This is a genomic window from uncultured Sphingomonas sp. (genome assembly GCF_964244235.1).
Classification (GTDB): Bacteria; Pseudomonadota; Alphaproteobacteria; order Sphingomonadales; family Sphingomonadaceae; genus Sphingomonas.
The window spans coordinates 1-20218 of record NZ_CAXTII010000049.1 but is presented as its reverse complement, the minus strand read 5'-3'; the positions used below and the strand labels follow the sequence as shown (position 1 = coordinate 20218).

Annotated in this window: 24 protein-coding genes; 14 read left to right on the top strand and 10 right to left on the bottom strand. The window is 67.0% G+C overall.

Features of this window, described 5'->3' with window-relative positions:
• The coding region (locus tag ACFE7D_RS09465) for a hypothetical protein (RefSeq protein WP_375395177.1) at positions 1-201 on the top strand (201 nt) is incomplete at its 5' end.
• Positions 202-381: 180 nt separating this feature from the next.
• Here ACFE7D_RS09465 and ACFE7D_RS09460 read toward each other — a convergent pair.
• Genes ACFE7D_RS09460 through ACFE7D_RS09445 form a run of 4 tightly spaced genes read right to left on the bottom strand, consistent with a single transcriptional unit; the run spans position 382 to position 1970 of the window.
• Positions 382-534 (bottom strand): hypothetical protein, encoded by a 153-nt coding sequence (locus tag ACFE7D_RS09460; protein WP_375395176.1) that lies wholly within the window; start codon positions 532-534, stop codon positions 382-384.
• 59 nt (positions 535-593) lie between these two features.
• A complete protein-coding gene (locus tag ACFE7D_RS09455) occupies positions 594-1148 on the bottom strand; it encodes an AAA family ATPase (RefSeq protein ID WP_375395175.1) in 555 nt (184 codons plus the stop codon).
• A 4-nt stretch (positions 1149-1152) separates the two neighbouring features.
• Positions 1153-1554, bottom strand: a complete 402-nt coding sequence (locus tag ACFE7D_RS09450) for a PaaI family thioesterase (RefSeq protein WP_375395174.1) — start codon at positions 1552-1554, stop codon at positions 1153-1155.
• Complete coding sequence (locus tag ACFE7D_RS09445; RefSeq protein WP_375395173.1) at positions 1551-1970, bottom strand: PaaI family thioesterase; 420 nt, start codon at positions 1968-1970, stop codon at positions 1551-1553. The genes ACFE7D_RS09450 and ACFE7D_RS09445 overlap by 4 nt, the downstream gene beginning before the upstream one ends.
• A gap of 96 nt (positions 1971-2066) precedes the next feature.
• Between ACFE7D_RS09445 and ACFE7D_RS09440 the strand changes: the two genes are divergently transcribed.
• From ACFE7D_RS09440 to ACFE7D_RS09430, 3 genes are read left to right on the top strand one after another with little or no spacing between them, the layout of a single operon-like run.
• Complete coding sequence (locus ACFE7D_RS09440) at positions 2067-2849, top strand: crotonase/enoyl-CoA hydratase family protein (RefSeq protein ID WP_375395172.1); 783 nt, start codon at positions 2067-2069, stop codon at positions 2847-2849.
• Between the two features lie 5 nt (positions 2850-2854).
• The gene (locus tag ACFE7D_RS09435) at positions 2855-3523 is read left to right on the top strand and encodes a nitroreductase (RefSeq protein ID WP_375395171.1); all 669 of its coding nucleotides are present in this window, start codon (positions 2855-2857) and stop codon (positions 3521-3523) included.
• Positions 3499-4455, top strand: a complete 957-nt coding sequence (locus ACFE7D_RS09430) for an alpha/beta hydrolase (RefSeq protein ID WP_375395170.1) — start codon at positions 3499-3501, stop codon at positions 4453-4455. Before ACFE7D_RS09435 ends, ACFE7D_RS09430 begins: the two co-directional genes overlap by 25 nt.
• 16 nt (positions 4456-4471) lie before the next feature.
• Here ACFE7D_RS09430 and ACFE7D_RS09425 read toward each other — a convergent pair whose 3' ends face one another.
• Positions 4472-5878, bottom strand: coding sequence for a DEAD/DEAH box helicase (locus ACFE7D_RS09425; RefSeq protein WP_375395169.1), 1407 nt, complete (start codon positions 5876-5878; stop codon positions 4472-4474).
• On the opposite strand from ACFE7D_RS09425, the gene ACFE7D_RS09420 reads away from it, so the two are divergent.
• The 6 genes from ACFE7D_RS09420 to ACFE7D_RS09395 all read left to right on the top strand — a co-directional run bounded on the left by ACFE7D_RS09420 (position 5877) and on the right by ACFE7D_RS09395 (position 11818).
• Positions 5877-6200: a hypothetical protein gene (locus ACFE7D_RS09420; protein WP_375395168.1), complete on the top strand. Its 324-nt coding sequence runs from the start codon at positions 5877-5879 to the stop codon at positions 6198-6200. The two genes, ACFE7D_RS09425 and ACFE7D_RS09420, sit on opposite strands and share 2 nt — an antisense overlap.
• On the top strand, positions 6197-7198 hold the full coding sequence (locus ACFE7D_RS09415) for a fumarylacetoacetate hydrolase family protein (protein WP_375395167.1): 1002 nt from the start codon (positions 6197-6199) through the stop codon (positions 7196-7198). The genes ACFE7D_RS09420 and ACFE7D_RS09415 overlap by 4 nt, the downstream gene beginning before the upstream one ends.
• Positions 7199-7307: 109 nt before the next feature.
• Positions 7308-8594 carry a thiamine pyrophosphate-dependent enzyme gene (locus ACFE7D_RS09410; RefSeq protein WP_375395166.1) on the top strand — a complete coding sequence of 429 codons (1287 nt, stop codon included), beginning with the start codon at positions 7308-7310 and terminating at the stop codon, positions 8592-8594.
• Positions 8595-8763: 169 nt separating this feature from the next.
• Positions 8764-9771 carry an alpha-ketoacid dehydrogenase subunit beta gene (locus ACFE7D_RS09405; protein ID WP_375395165.1) on the top strand — a complete coding sequence of 336 codons (1008 nt, stop codon included), beginning with the start codon at positions 8764-8766 and terminating at the stop codon, positions 9769-9771.
• Positions 9771-11174 carry a dihydrolipoamide acetyltransferase family protein gene (locus ACFE7D_RS09400; RefSeq protein ID WP_375395164.1) on the top strand — a complete coding sequence of 468 codons (1404 nt, stop codon included), beginning with the start codon at positions 9771-9773 and terminating at the stop codon, positions 11172-11174. Before ACFE7D_RS09405 ends, ACFE7D_RS09400 begins: the two co-directional genes overlap by 1 nt.
• A complete protein-coding gene (locus ACFE7D_RS09395; RefSeq protein WP_375395163.1) occupies positions 11174-11818 on the top strand; it encodes a phosphatase PAP2 family protein in 645 nt (214 codons plus the stop codon). The genes ACFE7D_RS09400 and ACFE7D_RS09395 overlap by 1 nt, the downstream gene beginning before the upstream one ends.
• Here the strand turns inward: ACFE7D_RS09395 and galE are convergent.
• On the bottom strand, positions 11815-12810 hold the full coding sequence (gene galE / locus ACFE7D_RS09390) for a UDP-glucose 4-epimerase GalE (RefSeq protein WP_375395162.1): 996 nt from the start codon (positions 12808-12810) through the stop codon (positions 11815-11817). The two genes, ACFE7D_RS09395 and galE, sit on opposite strands and share 4 nt — an antisense overlap.
• Before the next feature lie 69 nt (positions 12811-12879).
• Here galE and msrA point away from each other — a divergent pair, with 69 nt between their 5' ends.
• The gene (msrA, locus tag ACFE7D_RS09385) at positions 12880-13419 is read left to right on the top strand and encodes a peptide-methionine (S)-S-oxide reductase MsrA (protein ID WP_375395161.1); all 540 of its coding nucleotides are present in this window, start codon (positions 12880-12882) and stop codon (positions 13417-13419) included.
• On the opposite strand, the gene ACFE7D_RS09380 is transcribed toward msrA, so the two are convergent.
• Complete coding sequence (locus tag ACFE7D_RS09380; protein ID WP_375395160.1) at positions 13416-14435, bottom strand: L-threonylcarbamoyladenylate synthase; 1020 nt, start codon at positions 14433-14435, stop codon at positions 13416-13418. The genes msrA and ACFE7D_RS09380 overlap by 4 nt on opposite strands.
• A 51-nt stretch (positions 14436-14486) precedes the next feature.
• Here ACFE7D_RS09380 and ACFE7D_RS09375 point away from each other — a divergent pair, with 51 nt between their 5' ends.
• Together ACFE7D_RS09375 and ACFE7D_RS09370 are read left to right on the top strand one after the other, a co-directional pair.
• Entirely contained in the window at positions 14487-16199 is a 1713-nt protein-coding gene (locus ACFE7D_RS09375) for an acyl-CoA dehydrogenase (protein ID WP_375395159.1), read from the top strand.
• A 35-nt stretch (positions 16200-16234) separates the two neighbouring features.
• Positions 16235-17044 carry an arylamine N-acetyltransferase gene (locus ACFE7D_RS09370; protein ID WP_375395178.1) on the top strand — a complete coding sequence of 270 codons (810 nt, stop codon included), beginning with the start codon at positions 16235-16237 and terminating at the stop codon, positions 17042-17044.
• Between the two features lie 30 nt (positions 17045-17074).
• Here ACFE7D_RS09370 and ACFE7D_RS09365 read toward each other — a convergent pair whose 3' ends face one another.
• Both ACFE7D_RS09365 and ACFE7D_RS09360 read right to left on the bottom strand, forming a co-directional pair.
• The gene (locus ACFE7D_RS09365) at positions 17075-17431 is read right to left on the bottom strand and encodes a GntR family transcriptional regulator (RefSeq protein WP_375395158.1); all 357 of its coding nucleotides are present in this window, start codon (positions 17429-17431) and stop codon (positions 17075-17077) included.
• Between the two features lie 37 nt (positions 17432-17468).
• Positions 17469-18047 (bottom strand): nitroreductase, encoded by a 579-nt coding sequence (locus tag ACFE7D_RS09360; RefSeq protein WP_375395157.1) that lies wholly within the window; start codon positions 18045-18047, stop codon positions 17469-17471.
• 114 nt (positions 18048-18161) lie between these two features.
• Between ACFE7D_RS09360 and ACFE7D_RS09355 the strand changes: the two genes are divergently transcribed.
• Positions 18162-19967 (top strand): peptide MFS transporter, encoded by a 1806-nt coding sequence (locus ACFE7D_RS09355; protein WP_375395156.1) that lies wholly within the window; start codon positions 18162-18164, stop codon positions 19965-19967.
• A gap of 29 nt (positions 19968-19996) precedes the next feature.
• Here the strand turns inward: ACFE7D_RS09355 and ACFE7D_RS09350 are convergent.
• A partial coding sequence (locus tag ACFE7D_RS09350; protein WP_375395155.1) for an aldo/keto reductase occupies positions 19997-20218 on the bottom strand: 222 nt, incomplete at its 5' end.

Genomic DNA, 20218 nt, shown 5'->3' with positions numbered 1-20218 from the left:
GAGATCGCCGTGATCACACCGGCGAAGCTACACCACGCCGTGGGGCACGATCGTTCGTTCTATCGGCTACAAGACCGCATAAGCGGCGTTGCTCGCTTGTTGGCCGATACGGTTCGCCATATTTATACCCGTAGCGTATCGTCAGGCCAAGGCCGTGAGGAGCCGGTTTCGCTGCTTGTGAAGGATGGCTCCAAGCCGTAAACAGCCCGGCCAACGCGTATAAAACCGCTACCCTGCGGAAAGCAGTCTTGAACGCTGGACTACGAGCGACCTTGTCCTCACAGTGCTCAGAGGAAAGGCCGTCAGTTCTACCGCTGACCGTTTCCAGCTGATTGACTCGGCGAGATCGCGGTAACAGCGTCAAGCCTTTTAGCCGTGCAATCATCGTTCTCTTCCCGCTTCGAGCCTTGCTTGATTGATCGGGCTCATCAGGTAGCTCATGATAGACCGACGCCCGATGCGAATGTCGGCGGTGACCGTCATTCCTGGCTCAAGCGGAACGATGCGATCGCCTCGATCAATGACGGTCTTCAACAAAGTTATGCGCGCAACGTAGATCGGCCCGAGCTTCTTGTCGTGGACAGCGTCCTGGCTCAGTTTTCGATCATCCCGGGCAGGGTACCATAACGCGTGAACGGATAGGCAACGCGCACGCCGTTCATCATTGCCATCTCGCCGGCATCGGGCGCTTCCCACATCGCCTCGACAAAATCGAACATCTCGCGGGTGATCGCGAAGCCGAGCTGCGTTTCCTCGCCGAGCCGCGTATTGCGCTCAGCCGCACGCGCCCAACGCTCGTCCGGCAGGACATCGAGGAAATGCAATCGAACGGCCAGTCCTTCCGCGGCCGCGCGCTCGGCTGATCGTGTACGCGCTTCGCGTGTCGTGAGCCCGATTTCCAGGACCGACGGCACGCCGCGATGCGCGGCATCGGCCGCGGTGCGCCAGATCATCGCGCTGGCGCGCTCGACCCGGGCGATCGCCCATTCTGGATCGATCGGCTGCGGCGAGTCCATCCGGAACAGCGCGGTCATCCATTCGTCGATGGAAAAGCGCAGTGCGCCGAGTTCATCGGCGAGCCGTATCGCATCGGTCGTCTTGCCGGCACCGGTCGATCCGCAGATCAAATGTACATTTGCGGTACGCAACGGATCACTCCCGCACGATCAGGTAATTCATCCGCGCCGCGGCGATCGGTTTGGTGCGGTCGTCCTGCCAGGCGATCGCCTCGACATTGGCGACGCGGGTGCCGAGCCGGGTGACGATGCCCATGCCGCAGGTGGGCTTGTCGCGCCCGCCGCGCATGTAATCGACGGTGACGTTGACCGGCTTGATCCGGGCCCCCGGCTCCGTAGCCCCGTCATCCGCCAGCGCATGTCGAAGCGCCGCGATCGCCGCCATTTCCAGCAGCCCGCCGATGGCACCGCCGTGCAGGAAACCGGGCCGGCCGAGGACCTCGTCGCGGAACGGCATGACCAGTACCGGCGTCCCGTCGTCATCGGTCTCGACGCTCAGGCCGAGCAGTTCGGCATAGGGCGGCAGCGCGGCGGTCATGCGTCGAGCACCATGAAGGTGCCTGCGACATGCGCGAGCGGATCGGCCGGGTCGCCGTCATGCGCCTGGCCGCGCACGAACGCGATCGACCGGGTCAGGCGGATGCACTCGCCGCGACCGATCACGGTCTTCCCCGGCGTCGCGGGGCGCAGATAGTCGACGCGCAGGTCCAGCGTCGCCTGCGGTGCGAAGGTCCCGCGCTTGACCCACACCGACATGCTGGTCGCCATGTCCATCAGCGTCAGGATCGGGCCGGATGCGATGACGCCGCGCGACGGGTCGCCGATCTGCGCGGCGTCATAGGGCAAGGCGAGTTCGACCCAGCCATCGCCCTGATCGTGATAGCCGATGCCGAGCAGCCCGGCATGACCGCCCATTTTGCCGCCCATGAAGCGCTTGAGATCGAAACCCGCCATCGCGTGGCGCTCTACACGAGGGGGCACCGCGTGCAACATTGCGGAACGGGGCGGCGAGCGATAGGTCGGCGGGATAACGACGAGAGGATGCGCGCCATGACCGAATACGTGACGATCGCGGTTGCCGATCATGTCGCGGATGTCCGGCTGGCGCGCGCGGACAAGATGAACGCGCTTGACGCCGCGCTGGTCGACGGCATCGCCGGTGCGATCGAGCGACTGGCAGGGATGAGGGATGTACGCTGTGTCGTGCTGTCGGGCGAGGGGCGGGCATTTTGCGCCGGGCTCGACATGGCATCAATGCAAAGCGGCGGATCGGGGAACGCGCTGGGCGAGCGTACGCATGGCTCCGCGAACCTCATGCAGCATATCGCCCGGGGGTGGCGGACGCTGCCGATGCCGGTGATCGCTGCGGTCCACGGCGTCGCGTTCGGCGGGGGTTTTCAGATCATGTCCGGCGCGGATATCCGCGTTGCCGCGCCGGGCACGCGTTTTGCGATCCGCGAGACGCATTGGGGGCTGGTGCCGGACATGGCGGGGGTCGCGCTGTGGCGGACGCTGGCGCGCGACGACGTGCTGCGTGAACTGACCTATACCGCGCGCGAGTTCGACGCGGACGAGGCCCTGCGCCACGGCTTCGTGACCCGCATCGCCGACGATCCCCATGCCGAGGCCATGGCGCTCGCGGCCGTGATCGCAGGGCGTAACCCGCACGCGATCCGCGCCGCGAAGCGGCTGTTTACGCTTGCCGCGGATGCCGATGGCGATACGCTGCTTCAGGCGGAAAGCGACGAACAGATGGCCATCATCCGCACCCCCAACCAGCGCGAGGCGGTGATGGCGAACATGGAAAAACGCCTGCCCCGATTCGCGGATTGACCGGCATGGACGTCGGACACGCCATCGCCACCCGGCGCTCGGTCCGCGGGTTCCTCGACCGGCCGGTCCCGCGCGAAACGCTGGAGTCGCTCGCCATCCGCGCCGCACGCGCGGCGACGGGAGGCAATCTCCAGCCCTGGCATGTCGACATCGTCATCGGCGACGCGCTCGCCAGACTGAAGGCGACGATGGCGGGCAAGCTGGCGCGCGGCGAAATCGAGACCGCGGCCTATGCGGCCTACCCGCCGGCGCTCGCCGCCCCTTACAAGGAGCGCCGCGCCGCGATCGGCGAGGCGATGTATGCGCATATCGGCATCCCGCGCGACGATCGCGACGGTCGCCGCGCCTGGTTCGCGCGCAATTTCCAGTTCTTCGGCGCGCCCGCGGCCTATTTCGTCACGGTCGATCGCGGCATGGGGCCACCGCAATGGGCGGACCTGGGGATGTATCTGCAGAATTTGATGCTGCTCGCGGTGGATGCGGGGCTCGCGACCTGTCCGCAGGAATGCTGGGCGATGTATCCCGATACGGTGGGTTCGGTGATTGCGACGCCGGCGGAGCGGATGCTCTTCTGCGGCGTGGCGATCGGGTTTGAGGATGTCGCCGAACCGGCAAACCGGACTCGGAGTGCGCGCGCCGATAAAGCGGAATGGCTGACGATCAGGGGGGCGTGACGATGTGGGGATTGGCGATGGCGGCGGCGCTGGCGACCGGGGCGGCGGGTATTCCGGTCGAGGCACCAGGACCTAACGGGCCGCTGGCCGGGATGCTGCTTGGCGAGGGCACAGGGCGGCCGGTCGTCCTCATCGTCCCCGGATCGGGGCCCACCGACCGCGACGGCAACAATTCATTGGGGATTACGGCCGCGCCCTATCGTCTGCTCGCGGAAGCGTTGGCCGCGCAGGGCGTGGCGAGCGTGCGCATCGACAAGCGTGGGATGTTCGGCAGCAAGGCCGCAATCCCCGATGCCAATCATGTCACCATGGCGGACTATGCCGCCGACGTTCACGCCTGGGCGAAGGTCATCCGCACACGCACCGGCGCGCCGTGCATCTGGGTGCTGGGGCATAGCGAGGGTGGGCTGGTCGCGCTGGTCGCCGGGCAGGATGCGACCGATATCTGCGGGCTGATCCTCGTATCTGCCGCGGGTCGGCCGCTGGGCGTGGTGCTGCGCGAACAGATTGCGGTCAATCCCGGGGCTGCTCCGCTGTTACCGACGCTCGACGCAGCGATCGCGGCCGCGGCGGCGGGGCGCCCGGTCGATCCCGCCACGCCACCGCCGATCGCCCGGCTTTTCCCGTCGCAACTCGCGACCTATTGGCGAAGCGCGCTCGGCTATGACCCGGCGATGCTGATCGCGGCCTATCGTGGGCCGGTGCTGATCCTCCAGGGGACGCGCGATATCCAGGTTTCGGTCGCGGATGCCAGGCGTTTGGCGGCAGCGGACCCGCGCGCGCATCTCGTGCTCGTGGAGGATGCGAACCACGTGCTGAAGCATGTCGGCAGCGACGACCGGGCGGCGAACGCCGCGACCTACAGCGATGCCTCGCTGCCGATCGCGGACGGCTTCGTCGCACCGATCGTGGCGTTGGTCTCGGGTCGCTAGCGGCTTCCCGGGGCGATCAGCGCGCGGCGGACGATCCGCCGCGGCTGCCGCCCTGGCCGCTACGCCCGCGGCCCTGACCGCCGCCCGATGCGCCGCGACCCTGTCCGCCGCCTTGACCGCCGCCGCGGCTGGCGTTCGCATAGTTGCGGCCGGTATTGTTTCCCGTCGGGCTCGGCGAATGCGTCGCGCGCGGCCGTGCCGGTCCGCGCTGCTGGCGGGGGCGATCCTCGCGCGGGGCGGGGTCGTTGCCGATCGCCTGCACCCGGGTCGCCTTGATCCTGTTCGCCTGCGCCATGAAATCCTCCGGCAGCGCCTCGACCGCGATCTTCTGGCGCGTCACCTTCTCGATGTCGCGCAGATAGGGCCGCTCGTCCTCGGCGCAGAAGGATATCGCGGTCCCGCTGGCCCCCGCACGCGCGGTCCGGCCGATGCGGTGGACATATTGCTCCGCCACATTGGGCAGTTCGAAGTTCACGACGTGGCTGACGCCCGATACGTCGATCCCGCGCGCGGCGATGTCGGTCGCGACCAGGATCGGCACCTGACCCGACTTGAACGCGGCGAGCGCGCGCTCCCGCTGCGGCTGGCTCTTGTTGCCGTGGATCGCGTTGGCGGCGATGCCGTTGCCCGCCAGCAGCTTCACGACGCGGTCGGCACCATGCTTGGTGCGGGTGAAGACCAGCGCGCGGTCGACGCCCTCGCCGCCAAGGACGATCGTCAGCAGCGCCTGCTTCTCCGCCTGGTTGACGAAGGTGACATACTGGTCGACGCGCTCCGCGGTGGTCGCGGCGGGCTTGACCGATACGGTCGCGGGTTCGTGCAGGAACTGGTCCGCCAGTTCGCGGATCGCGACGGGCATCGTCGCCGAGAAGAACAGCGTCTGGCGCTTGCGCGGCAGCATGCGGACGATCTTGCGCAGCGCATGGATGAAACCGAGGTCGAGCATCTGGTCGGCCTCGTCCAGCACCAGGATCTCGATCGTCGACAGGTTCAGGAACCCCTGCTCGACCAGGTCGATCAGGCGGCCCGGCGTGGCGACGAGGATATCGACGCCGCGGCTGACGTCCTGGCGGTTCTTGTTGATGCTGGTGCCGCCGAACACGGTCGCGACCGACATCCTGGAGAATTTCCCGTAATCGCGCGCGCTTTCGGCGATCTGGCCGGCGAGTTCGCGGGTGGGGGCGAGGACGAGCATCCGGCAATGCGTCGGCAGGATCCGCTTCTGCGATCCGACGAGGCGCTGGATCGACGGCAGCACGAATGCCGCGGTCTTGCCGGTGCCGGTCTGCGCGATGCCGAGCAGGTCGCGGCCCTCGAGCAGGATGGGGATGGAATCGCGCTGGATCGGCGTCGGGGTTTCATACCCCTTCGCCTGGAGCGCGCGGACGAGCGGTTCGGCGAGGCCGAGTTCGGAAAAAGGCATGCAAAATGCTTTCGACTATGCCGAACCCGTCCGATCGCAGATCGACGCACGGGTGGCGGTGGTGGTTGACACCCCGCGTGAAAAGGGAAGCCTGTTGATAACGACCGAGGGGGAGCCTGGACGCGGCATTTGCCGCTCTTCCGATCACGCTGCATTACGTCTCGATTGCCGGCAGATGCAGGATCGGGCGCGAAATGTCAAGGTCGTGCCATGTCGCTGGCGACAGGGCGACCATATGCCGTGCGAAATCCAGCTTTCGCTGGGATGGCGAGCGTGGTGCGGCTACTACCCCGGAAAACGGGAAGAGGATCGACGCATATGAAACTGGCCAGCCTCAAAAAGGGGCGCGACGGCGCACTTGTCGTCGTCTCCAACGATCTCGCCTGGTGCGCGGACGCCGCGCATATCGCGCCCACGCTGCAGGCCGCGCTCGACGATTGGGACCATCTGTCGCCGGCGCTCGAAAATCTCGCGACCGATCTGGCGCACGAGATGATCCCGATGCGGCGGTTCCACGAACATGCCGCCGCATCGCCCCTGCCGCGGGCGTATCAATGGGCGGACGGTTCGGCCTATGTGAACCATGTCGCACTCGTCCGGCAGGCGCGTGCCGCGGAGATGCCCGACAGCTTCTGGCACGATCCGCTGATGTACCAGGGTGGGTCGGACGGGTTCCTGGCCCCGCGCGATCCGATACCGCTCGCGGACGAAGCCTGGGGTTGCGATCTGGAGGGCGAGGTCGTCGTCGTAACCGGCGACGTACCGATGGGCGCGAGCCGCGAGGCGGCGCTGGACGCGATCCGGCTGGTCGGGCTGACCAACGACGTCAGCTTGCGCAATCTCATCCCGGGCGAACTCGGCAAGGGCTTCGGCTTCTTCCAGTCCAAGCCTGCGAGCGCCTTTTCGCCGGTGTTCGTCACGCCCGGATCGCTGGGCGACTGGTGGCGGGACGGCAAGCTGCACCGCGTCCTGAAGGTCGATCTCAACGGCCAGCCCTTCGGTCGCGCCGAAGCGGGGCAGGACATGACGTTCGATTTCGGCACGCTGATCGCGCATGCCGCGAAGACCCGCGCGCTCGGTGCCGGGACGATCGTCGGCTCGGGGACGGTCTCCAATCGCGGCACGGACGGCGGACCGGGCAAGACGATTGCGGACGGCGGCGTCGGGTATTCCTGCCTCGCCGAATTGCGGACGATCGAGACCATCGCCAGCGGCAAGCCGGCGACGCCGTTCCTGAAGCGCGGCGACGTGGTGAAGATCTGGGCGGAGGATGACCGGCATCATCCGATCTTCGGGGCGATCGAACAAACGGTGGAATGAGGAAGAAGAGCGCCGCTGCGATCGCGCTCTTGAAATCTTGTTACAACGGCGCAAAGGCGGGCGGCAGACGGGTATGATGGGCATGATGTCCGCCGACGGAGAGAGAAATATGGCCAGCGATATTCCGCGCGCCAATCTACAGCCGCTGTCGCTCCATGTGCCCGAACCCAAATTCCGCCCCGGGGACACCGTCGATTTCGCCTCGGTCGCGGTCCCTCCGGTCGATGCCGCGCGTCGCCCCGATACCGCGGCGGCGGCGTCGACATTCGTCGAGCTGTCTTATGGCCTGGTGCGCGTGCTCGGGGAGGATGGCCATGCGGTCGGCGCATGGAACCCCCGACTGTCTCCCGATCTGCTGCGGCGGATGCTGCGCAGCATGGCGTTGACCCGCGCGTTCGACGAGCGGATGTTCCGTGCCCAGCGCCAGGGCAAGACGAGCTTCTACATGAAGGCCACGGGCGAGGAAGCGGTCGCGGTCGCGGCGGCCTATGCGCTCGACTACGACGATATGTGCTTCCCTTCCTACCGTCAGCAGGGGCTGCTGATCGCGCGGAACTGGTCGCTGATCGACATGATGAACCAGATCTATTCGAACAAGGGTGACCGGTTGCAGGGCAAGCAATTGCCGATCATGTATTCGGTGAAGGACGCAAGCTTCTTTTCGATCTCGGGCAATCTCGCCACGCAATATCCGCAGGCGGTCGGTTGGGCGATGGCATCGGCGGCGAAGGGCGACACGAGGATCGCCGCGGTATGGTGCGGCGAGGGTTCGACCGCGGAGGGCGATTTCCATTCCGCCTGTACCTTCGCCAGCGTGTACCGCGCGCCGGTGATCCTCAACGTCGTCAACAACCAATGGGCGATATCGAGCTTTTCAGGGTTCGCCGGCGCGGAGGCAACGACCTTCGCGGCGCGCGCGATCGGCTATGGGATTGCCGGCCTGCGCATCGACGGCAACGACGCGCTGGCGGTGTACGCTGCGACCGCCTGGGCGGCGGAGCGCGCGCGGACCAACCATGGACCGACGCTGATCGAGCATTTCACCTACCGCGCGGAGGGGCATTCGACCTCGGACGATCCCGGCCAGTACCGATCGGAGGGTGAGCCCAACGCGTGGCCGCTCGGCGATCCGATCCGTCGGCTGAAGGAGCATCTCATCGCGGTCGGCGAATGGGACGAGGACCGCCATGCCGCGCAGGACAAGGATCTCGCCGACCAGGTGAAGGCCGCACAGAAGGAAGCCGAGAAGAACGGCATCCTCGGTCACGGCCTCCATCAGCCGCTCGACACGCTGTTCGACGGCGTGTTCGAGGAGATGCCCTGGCATTTGCGCGAGCAGCAGGCGCAGATGATGGCGGAAGAGACCGCGAGCGGCCGGCCATGGGATCGGACGTGATGGGTGATGTTCTAATATCCCTCTCCCGCCGGGAGAGGGAAGGGGCCCGCTTGGCGAAGCCAAGTGGGAAGGGTGAGGACAGTTCTTGTGGCTGGCCTGCCCTCACCCTTCCGCAGCTTCGCTGCTCCCTCCCTCTCCCAAAGGGAGAGGGAATTTGAGCACCACCCGCATGACCATGATCCAGGCGATCAACTCCGCCATGGAGGTCATGATGGAGCGCGACCCCGCGGTCATCGTGATGGGGGAGGACGTCGGCTATTTCGGCGGCGTGTTCCGCGCGACCGCGGGCCTTCAGGCGAAGTTCGGCAAGACCCGCGTGTTCGACACGCCGATCACGGAATGCGGCATCATCGGCGTGGCGGTGGGGATGGGGGCCTATGGACTGCGGCCGGTGCCGGAGATCCAGTTCGCCGATTACATCTACCCCGCGCTCGACCAGTTGGTCAGCGAGGCGGCACGCCTGCGCTATCGTTCGGCGGGCGAGTTCACCTCTCCGATTACGGTGCGATCGCCGTTCGGTGGCGGCATCTTCGGTGGCCAAACGCACAGCCAGTCGCCCGAGGGAATCTTCACCCATGTCTCGGGGATCAAGACCGTCATTCCCTCGACGCCTTACGATGCCAAGGGCCTGCTGATCGCGGCGATCGAGGACAATGACCCGACGCTCTTTTTCGAACCCAAGCGCATCTACAACGGTCCCTTTAACGGCCATTGGGATCGCCCGGCGGAGAATTGGTCGAAACATCCCGCGGGTGAGGTGCCGACCGGCTATTACAAGATCGACCTGGGCAAGGCCAACGTCGTGCGGCCCGGCCAGGCGCTGACCATCCTGTGCTACGGCACGATGGTGCATGTCTGCACGCAGGTCGTCGCGGACACGGGCGTGGATGCCGAGATCCTCGATCTGCGCACGCTGGTGCCGCTCGACATCGAGACGATCGAGGCGTCGGTGAAGAAGACCGGGCGCTGCATGATCGTCCACGAGGCGACGCGGACCGGCGGCTTCGGCGCGGAGCTGTCCGCATTGGTGCAGGAACGCTGCTTCTACCATCTCGAGGCACCGATCGAGCGCGTGACGGGGTTCGATACGCCGTATCCGCACAGCCTCGAATGGGCCTATTTCCCCGGCCCCGTCCGCATCGGCGAGGCGCTCAAGAAGATCATGAGGGACGCCTAATGCCCCGTTTCACCTTCAAGCTGCCGGACATCGGCGAAGGCATCGCCGAGGCGGAGATCGTCGCGTGGCATGTTTCTGTCGGGGACCGTGTCGAGGAAGACCAGAACATCGCCGACATGATGACCGACAAGGCGACGGTCGAGATGGAGTCGCCGGTCTCGGGCATCGTCGTCGAACTGGCGGGTGCGGTCGGCGACCAGGTGTCGATCGGTTCGGCGCTGGTGGTCATCGAGACGGACGCGGCGGAGGTCCCGGCCGAGGTCGTCGCGGTGCCGGAGACCGGTGCGCAGGCCGGGACGGCGGAGCAGTATGAGGCGGAGAACCCGGGGGTGGAGGATGTCGCCAGCGATACTCCCCTCCCGCCTGCGACTTCTGGGTCGCCTCTGCCGGCGGCAGAGGCGACCCAGAACTGGGCCGGGGGTGGGCGCTCGCTATCGGCGGGCAATCCCGGTGGAAGCGCGGCCGACCGCCCACCCCCGGCCCCTCTCGCAAGCGGGAGGGGGGAAGAAGAGGGTTCCTCCTCTCCTACCCTCGCCCTCGCCTCCCCCGCGGTTCGCGCGCGGGCAAAGGACCTCGGGATCGACCTCGCGTCGGTAAAGACCGACTCCGACCGCGTTCGCCATTCCGACCTCGACGCCTATCTCCGCTACGGCTCGGGCGAAGGCTATCACCCGCCCCACGCCAGCCGCGCCCGCGCCGACGAGCAGGTCAAGGTCGTCGGCATCCGCCGCCGCATCGCCGAGAACATGGCCGCGTCGAAGCGCGCGATCCCGCATTTCACCTATGTCGACGAAATCGACGTCACCGCGCTGGAGGCTATGCGCGGCGATTTGAACGCGAACAGGGGCGCGCGGCCGAAGCTGACGATGCTGCCGTTGCTGATCGTCGCGATCTGCCGTTCGTTGCCGGAATTCCCGATGCTCAACGCACGCTATGACGACGAGGCGGGCGTCGTGACTCGATCGGGCCGTGTGCACCTCGGCATGGCGACGCAGACCGACGCGGGGTTGACCGTCCCGGTGATCCGTGATGCGCAGGACCGCAACGTCTGGCAGCTCGCGACCGAGATCGGGCGGCTGGCCGAGGCGGCGCGCGCGAACAAGCTGAAGCCCGACGAGATGGGCGGCGGCACGATCACCGTCACCTCGCTCGGCCCGCTCGGCGGGATCGCGACGACGCCGGTGATCAATCGGCCCGAGGTCGCGATCATCGGTCCGAACAAGATCGTCGAGCGCCCCGTATTCGCCAAGAAAGAGGGGGGGGGCGACGACATCCGCCGCGCGAAGCTGATGAACCTGTCGATCAGCTGCGATCACCGCGTCGTCGATGGCTGGGATGCGGCGAGCTATGTCCAGGCGCTCAAGCGTCACCTGGAGACGCCGGTGCTGCTGTTCGCCGACTGATGACGGCGCGTCGGCTGCCGCCGGTATTGGCGGGTGCGGGGATCGCCGCGGCGGCGATCGCGCTGGTCCTCGCCGTCGGGCTCGCGGTCGATCATTGGCCGTTCGCGTTCGACCGCAGGATCATCACGGGCCTGCGCGCCTGGGGCGGGCCGGCATGGTTGCCGTCGCTGGCGATCGACGTGACCGCGTTGGGCAGCCCGCCGGTGCTTGCCATCCTGGTCGCGGTCGTCGCCGGCCTGTTGCTTGTCACCGGGCGGGCGCGGACGGCGATCGTCACGATGATCGCCTGCGCATCGGGCGGGGCGGTGGTCAGCCTGGTCAAGATCGATATCGCCCGTCCGCGACCGACGTTGGTGCCCCATCTCGTTCCCGCCGCGCACGCCAGCTTTCCCAGCGGCCATGCGGCGGGCAGCGCGATCGTCTACATGACGCTGGCCGCGCTTGCGACGCGCCTGACGGACGACCGTGCGGTACACCGCTATATCGTCGGCATCGCGGTGCTGCTGGTCGCAGCGATCGGGTGCAGCCGGGTGTATCTGGGCGTCCATTGGCCATCCGACGTGATGGCCGGATGGAGCTTCGGAACATTATGGGCGCTCGGCTGGTGGTGGGCGACCGCGCGGGTGCATGCACGGAACCGTTAGCGGTTCCGTTGGGCAAGCACCCGCTCCCATGCCAGCGCGTCGCGGACGATGAGATCGAGATCGTCGCGCTCGGGCCGCCAGTCCAGCGCCGCGAGGATCGCGCCGTTATCGGCGATCAAGGCCGCAGGATCGCCGGCGCGGCGGCCTTCGTAGCGGCGATCGATCGTCAGGTTCGTAACCCGGTCGACCGCGTCGAGCACTTCGTTCACCGAGAAACCCCGGCCATAGCCGCAATTGAAGATATGGCTTTCCGCCGGCTGTGCGACGAGCAGGTCGAGCGCGGCGACATGCGCGGCGGCCAGGTCGGAGACATGGATATAGTCGCGCACGCCGGTGCCGTCGGGCGTGTCGAAATCGGTGCCGAACACGCCGACATGCCCGCGCTTGCCCGTCGCCGCCTCGACCGCGATCTTGATGAGGTGCGTGGCGCCCACCGTCGACTGGCCGCTGCGTCCGGCGGGGTCGGCGCCCGCCACGTTGAAATAGCGCAGCGCGCAGAAGTTCATCGGGTGCGCCGTGGCGACGTCCTTCAGCATCGCCTCGCTCATCAACTTCGACATGCCGTAGGGATTGATCGGCACCGTCGGATCGCCCTCCGCGACCGGCACCCTGGCCGGCGTGCCGTAGGTCGCCGCGGTCGAGGAGAAGATGAAATGAGCAACGCCCGTCACCACCGCGCTTTCGATCAATGCGCGAGTCGCCGCGGTATTGTTGCGGTAATATTTGAGCGGATCGACGACCGATTCCGGCACCACGACCGATCCGGCGAAATGCACGATCGCCTTGACGGCGTGATCGCGGATGATGTCGCGCACCCGGTCGTCCGCGACATCCGCCTCCACCAACGTGGCGCGGGGATCGACCGCCCAGGCGAACCCGGTGACCAGATTGTCGACGACCACCACGCGGTACTCCGCATCGAGCAGCGCCAGCACCGCATGGCTGCCGATATAGCCTGCCCCCCCCGTCACCATCACCGCGCCGTCGATCATGCGTTCATCCTACCCTTTGCGCGCGACCTAGCGGCTTCCTATCTGCAGGGAAAGTTCAGGAGACGATCGATGACCGACTATGCGACACTGGCGGGCGGCTGTTTCTGGTGCACGGAGGCGGTGTTCAGGGATGTGATCGGCGTCGAAAGCGTCGAGAGCGGATATATCGGCGGTCATGTCGACAATCCGACCTACAAGCAGGTATGCGGCGGCGATACCGGCCATGCGGAGGCGATCAGGATCGGTTTCGATCCAGCGCAACTGGACCTGGGCGATCTGCTCGACATCTTCCTTGCGACGCATGATGCGACGCAGCTGAACCGGCAGGGCAACGATGTCGGGACGCAGTATCGTTCGGCGATGTTTCCGGCGGACGAGGCGCAGGCGGCGGCAATGACCGCGGCGAAGGAACGTGCTCGGGTGCAGTCAGCCAAGCCGATCGTCACCACGATCGAGCCGATGGCCGAGTGGTTTCCGGCCGAGGGCTATCACCAGGATTATTGGGAAACGTCGGGCCGGTCGAATCCCTATTGCATGGCGGTGATCCCGCCCAAGCTGCAGAAACTGCGCAAGAGCTTCGCGGCGCGGTCGCGGGCGGTGGCGGCCTAACGGTGTGCGGCACGGCGCAGGCGATCGTTGATCGCCAAGCCGATGCCGTATTCGGGGATCGGCGCGACGGCGATGCGGGCGGCGGCCGCGGCGTCGGCGCGGTGGAGCACGGCGAAGAGGTTCGCGGCGGCTTCGGGCGGGGTGGTGCCGAGGCTTTCGTCGCCGGCAATCGCGCCGTAGCCGATCAGCCATTCGTCTGCTTCTGCGCTTGTTGCGTTCAGTCGCAGCGGTTTGCGGGGCGCATAGTGGCTCGCGAGCTGGCCCGGCGCGTTCACCCCCGAACCCCTCCCCGGCGAAGGCCGGGGCCCAATTGCCGGACCATCGTGATCTGCCGGTTGCGCCGTTATCAGGTCCTTGGCGACTGGGCCCCGGCCTTCGCCGGGGAGGGGGCAAGGGTCGGGGAACAGGAAGGCCAGCATCTCCGCCGTCACCGGCCCCGGTCGCAGGATCATCCGCCCGAGGACGATCGTGGACTCTACCCCCGCCGCGCATGCGCCGTCATCGACGATCAGCGGCACCGCGTCACCCAGGCTCGCGGCGACGTGCGCCGCAATGGTCGGGCTGATGCCATTGCTCGCATTGGCCGACGGTGCGGCGAGGGGACGCCCGCACGCAGCCAGCAGGTCGCGTACCGCTCGCCCCGCCGGCACGCGGATCGCGACCGTCTCCAGCCCCGCGGTCACGAGCGATGCGATCCCTGCTTCCGCGCGCAACGGCAGCACCAGCGTCAACGGCCCGGGCCAGAACGCCGCCGCCAGAACCCGCGCATCGTCGTCGAATACCGCGATCCGCTCGGCCGCGACCAGATCGAGCACATGCACGATCAGCGGGTTGAAGCTCGGTCGTCCCTTCGCCGTATAGATCGCCGCGACCGCTTCCGCATCCGTGGCGTCCGCCGCCAGGCCATAGACCGTCTCGGTCGGCACTGCGACGATTTCGCCCGCCAGGATCGATGCCGCGGCATCCTGGATCACCGCCGGGCCATATGGCCGGACCTGTGGGTTTGGACACGCCATCGTGCAGCGCTATAGCGCCCTGCATACCGAGCTATAAAGAGGATGCGCGCCATGGCCTTCACCCCCGCGACCGAAGAACAGCGTTTCCTGCTGCGCCATGTCGTCGACATCGAGCAACTGGCGGCGACCGAGCGGTTCGCGGCGGCGAGCGACGACGTGGTGGAAGCGGTGCTGGACGGCGTCGGGGCGTTCGCGGCGGGGGAATGGGCGCCGCTCAACCGGATCGGCGATACGGTCGGGGCGAAATGGACGCCCGACGGCGTCGTGATGCCCGACGGGTTCGCGGCGGCGTACAAGGATTATGTCGAGGGCGGCTGGGGCACGATCGGCGTGCCCGAGGAATTCGGTGGCCAGGGGCTGCCCTTCGCGATCCAGACGGCGGTGCTGGACACGCTCGGCTCGGCGAACATGGGCTTCGCGCTTTGTCCGACGCTGACCGTGGGTGCGATCGAGGCGCTGGCGCATCACGGTAGCCCCGAACAGCAGGCGCTGTACCTGCCCAGACTCGCGACCGGGGAATGGACGGGGACGATGAACCTGACCGAACCGCAGGCGGGCAGCGATGTCGGGGCGCTGCGTGCAACCGCGAAGCCGCTGGGCGACGGGAAATGGTCGATCAAGGGAACCAAGATCTACATCTCGTTCGGCGATCACGACATGGCGGCCAACATCGTCCATCTCGTGCTGGCACGGACCCCCGATGCGCCCGCGGGAACACGCGGTATCTCGTTGTTTCTGGTGCCGAAATACCGATTGACCGAAAATGGCGTGCCGGGCGACTTCAACGATGTCCGGGTGGTGTCGATCGAGCACAAGATGGGCCTGCACGCGTCACCGACCTGCGTGCTGAGCTTTGGCGATCACGACGATTGCATCGGGGAGCTGATCGGCGCCGAACATGGCGGGATACGCGCGATGTTCACGATGATGAACAATGCGCGGCTGAACGTCGGCCTGCAAGGCGTGCAGGTCGCGGAGGGCGCGACGCAGGGCGCGGTTGCCTATGCGCTGGACCGCGTGCAGTCGGCGCGTGCGGGGTCGCCCAACAAGGAGTCCGTGAAGATCGTCGAGCATCCCGACGTTCGCCGCATGCTGATGCGGATGAAGGCGCAGACGCAGGCGGCGCGCGCTTTGGTCTATTACGCCGCGGGGCAGGTCGACCGCGCCGGCCTGGGAGATGCCGTGGCGAAGGGGCGACTCGAACTCGTCACGCCGCTGGCCAAGGCGCACGGCACCGATCTGGGCAACGAGGTCGCGTCGATCGGCATCCAGATCCATGGCGGCATGGGCTATGTCGAGGAGACGGGTGCGGCGCAGTATTTCCGCGATGCGCGGATCACGCCGATCTACGAAGGCACCAATGGTATCCAGGCAGCGGATCTCGTCGGGCGCAAATTGTCGATGGAGAACGGTGCGGTCTTCGCCGCGCTGATCGCCGACATCCGCGCCGAGGCGAAGGACGTCGCGCTGCTGGCGTTGGTGGATGCATGCGAGGGCATCGGTCGACGGCTGGCGACCGCGGAGGCGGACGACAGGCTGGCGGCAAGCTATCCGTTCCTGACGATGCTGTCGGTCGCGACCTGCGGCTGGCTGATGGAGCGCCAGGCGCGGTTCGTCGACGACAGCGCGTTCGGGCGGATGAAGGCGGCGGCAGTGCGCTTCTATCTCGACCAGATCGTGCCCGAGGCGATGGGGCTGGTGGCCGCGGCGACCGCGAGCGCCGAGGTCCTGTACGCGGTGGAGCCGGAATTGTTCGCGGCGTGAGCTTCGCCCTCGATGCTTATCTGGCGCGCGTCGCGATGCCGGCGCGGCCGACGCTCGATTCGTTCGGGCTCCAGCGGTTGCAGCAGGCGCACCGGATGGCGATCCCGTTTGAAAGCCTCGACGTGCGCCTCGGCCGACCGATCGCGATCGACAGCGCCAGCGTATTCGCCAAATTGGTGACGGCGCGGCGCGGCGGCTATTGTTTCGAGCAGAACCGGCTGTTCCTCGATGCGCTGGCGGCGCTGGGCTTCGACGCCCGACCGCTGCTCGCGCGGGTCTGGCTGGGGCGCGACGACGTGCCGCCGCAGACGCATATTTTCACACTGGTCACGATCGACGGCACGGACTGGATCGCGGATGCGGGGTTCGGCGGCAGCTATGCGCCAGTGATGCCCCTGCTGGACGGTGCGGAGGCGGATGCGCCCGATGGCGCACGCTTCCGGCTGGCGCGCGACGAGGGCGATGGCTGGATGCTGTGGCGTGACGGTAATCCCGCAACGACCGATGGGCGCGAGACCGGGGCCGGGTATCGCCGGCAATACAGCTTCACGCTGGCGCCGGTGTTCGACGCGGACCTGATGCTGGCGAACCATTGGACGTCAACCGCAGCGGACAGCCGTTTCCGGCAGCACGCGATCGTCAGCATCGTCCTGCCGCATGGCTTCGCATCGCTGACCGACCGCGCGTATCGGCGGGTCGCGGGTGGGGATGTGAGCGAGGGCGAGATCGTCGACCCGCGGGTGTACCGGATGCGGCTTGGGTTGCTGTTCGGGATCGCGCTGACGGCGGAGGAGGTTGGGGCGTTGGGGGTGTTCGAGCCGCCGCTGATACCGTCACCGGGGTGACGAAATTAAAGGGCCGGTCAAATCGCGCGCCTAAACCCCCTCGCGCTCCAGCAGATCCGCCACATCCAGCCCCAGCAAATCGATATACCCCCTGATCCGCGGCCACTGCGTATCGACGAACGACGCGCGTTCCGCCACGCGCAGCGCCTCGACCGCGCCGGGCAGGACGAACATGCCGACGCCGCGACGGACCTCGACATAGCCGTCGTCCTGGAAGCTCTGATACGCCTTGGCGACCGTCAGCGGGTTCGCGCCATGTTCGGCAGCGAAGGCGCGCACCGAGGGGAGCTGGTCGCCGGCCGCATAGTCGCCGCGGAGTATCCCGGCCGCGATCGTGGCGCGCAGCCGGATATAGACCGGGCTGTCCTCGTTGCTGAGCGCTGTCATGCCGTCTTAATACAGCAATTGGGCGAAAGGTCGAGTCTCAACCCATCCAGCGACTGACCAGCCGTTCCATATCGGGCCGCGGCCGTTCGTCGAGCGGCCGTGAGGGGGTGCCGATAAAGACGAATCCGACGATCCGTTCGGGGTTCCGCCCGAACAGGTCGCGCACCGTATCGCTGAACGCCGCCCAGCCGGTCAGCCAGCCGCCCGCGAACCCCATCGCGTGCGCGGCGTGTAGCAGGTTCATGCACGCCGCGCCGGCGGACAGATCCTGCTCCCAGAGCGGGATATGGCTGTCGGGTTTGGGCGAGGCGAGGACGACGACCAAGGCGGGTGCCTGCCGCGCGAATTGGGCGACGGCCTCGATCTCTCCCGGCCCCGCGGCGGGACGCTCCGCGCGGAATGCGGCGATCAGCTTGTCCGCCAGCGTGGCGCGCCGGTCCATCGGCACGATGAGGAAGCGCCACGGCGCGAGTTTGCCGTGATCGGGCGTCCGCGCCGCGATCGCCAGCATCGCGTCCAGCTGCGCGTCGTCAGGTCCCGGATCGCCCAGGTCGCGCGGCTTCCCCGAGCGGCGGGTGGCGAGGAGCGAGAGCGGGGAGGTGGCGTCGTTCAGCATGGTGGGGGACTTAGGCGTCCGTCCGCGATATTTACAGGGCGCGCTTTGTCGTTAGGGTCGCGGCCGACCAGCGCCGCGATCGACGGCACCAAGTGTTTCAGGGAGTTGCCATTCATGGTCGATACGCCGACCGCCGACAGCCCGGCCGAGCCGGACATCAGTCACGTCGAAATGCTGTCGGAGCAGACCTGGCTGGGTCATCCCCGCCAGTTGTCGCGGCTGTTCACGATCGAGATGTGGGAGCGGTTCGGCTTCTACGGCATGCGCGCGGTGCTGGTCATTTACCTCACCAAGCATTTCCTGATGGCGGATCATGAAGCGAACGGGATCGTCGGCGGCTATCTCAGCCTCGTCTATCTGACGCCGGTCGTCGGCGGGTTGCTCGCGGACCGGTATCTGGGTTCCAAGCGGGCGGTGAAGTTCGGCGCGCTGGTGATGGCGGCCGGGTATCTGATGCTGTGTTTCGGCGGGCCGCAGGGTGCGCCCTATGCGACAATCGACGGGACGCGCTACGTCGTGTCGCAGGCGGCTGCGGAGACCGTCATGGGTACCAGCGCCGCGCCGCAGACGATCGCCCTGAACGGGCAGACGCTGACGATCCACGGCCTGCCCGATGGATCGGTGCAGCTGCTGACCCCCGCCGGATCGGTGTCGCGGACGGTGGCGACGACGTCTTTCTCCGCGGGTGCGGATCGTCCGCCCTTCTATACCGGGTTGCTTCTGTTCGCGCTGAGTTTCATCGTGATCGGTAACGGCTTCTTCAAACCCAATATCTCGACCATCGTCGGCGCGCTGTACGCCAAGGGCGACCGACGTCGCGATGCGGGGTTCACGATCTTCTATGCGGGGATCAATATCGGCTCGGTGCTCGGACAGATCTTCTGTCCTCTTCTCGTCAACCTGTTCGGCTGGTGGGCGGGGTTCCTGATCGTGTCGGCGGTGCTGCTGGTCGGGTGGGCGACCGCGCAGTTCGACGGCGGGCGGCTCGACGGCTATGGCGAACCGCCGGTGCAGACCGGACGCGATCGCGCGCCGCTGATCTACCTGCTGTCGCTCGCGTCGGTCGCGATCTTCTGGCTGGTCTTCCACAACGTCATGACCGCACCCGCTGCGGCGGCGGGCAGCGGATTCGCCGGCTACGTCGCGGCGACGCCGTTCCTCGGGAAAGTGCTCTTCGTCGTCTTCCTCGCGGCGGTCATCGGCATTCCGATCTGGGCGGCGAGAGTCGGCGACAAGGTCGAATTTCAGATGATGGTCGCGGCGATCATCCTCGTCGTCTTCAACGTCACCTTCTGGACCTTGTTCGAACAGGCGGCGTCGTCGCTGACGCTGTTCGCGGACCGTAATACGACGCTGTCGATCTTCGGCTTCACGATGTCGGCGGCGGCGACCCAGCAGTTCAACCCGATCTTCGTGGTCGCCTTCGCACCGGTGCTGAGCTGGTGCTGGATCAGCCTGGCGAAGCGGGGACTGGAGCCGTCGATCCAGGTGAAGTTCGGGATCGCGCTGTTGCTGGTCGGGCTCGGCTTCGTGGTGCTGGCGTATAGCGGGTCGACCGCGAACGAGGCGTTCCGCGTATCGCTATGGTGGCTGGTACTTACCTATTTCCTGCACTCGATCGCCGAATTGTGCATCTCGCCGGTCGGGCTGTCGATGATCACCAAGCTATCGATCGCGCGGATCGTCGGCATGATGATGGGAGTATGGTTCCTGTCGATGTCGGTCGGTGAGTATCTGGCGGGCGCGGCGGCACAGGGTGCTTCGGTGCAGACGGTCGGAGGGCAGGTCACCAACCCCGAACTCGCGCTCCATACCTATCTGCACTCATTTATGACGGGCGGCGAGCTGACGATCGGGGCGGGGGTGCTGCTGCTGGCGATCTCGCCGTTGCTCCGCCGGCTGATGCACGGGGTCGATTGAGGGATCGGCCTTCGCCGGGGAACAGACAGTTACAGCCGCGTCATCGCCATCGCGCGCTCGCCGTAGCGCGGGCCAGCGGTCTTTCCCTTCGAGGCGCGGTCCAGTTCGGCCAGGTCGTCCGCCGACAGCGCGACATCGACCGCCTTCATGCTGTCCTCCAGCGTGACGCGGCGTTTCGATCCGGGGATCGGCACGATGTCGGGCCCTTGCGCCAGCAGCCAGGCGAGCGCGATCTGCGCCGGGCTGACGCC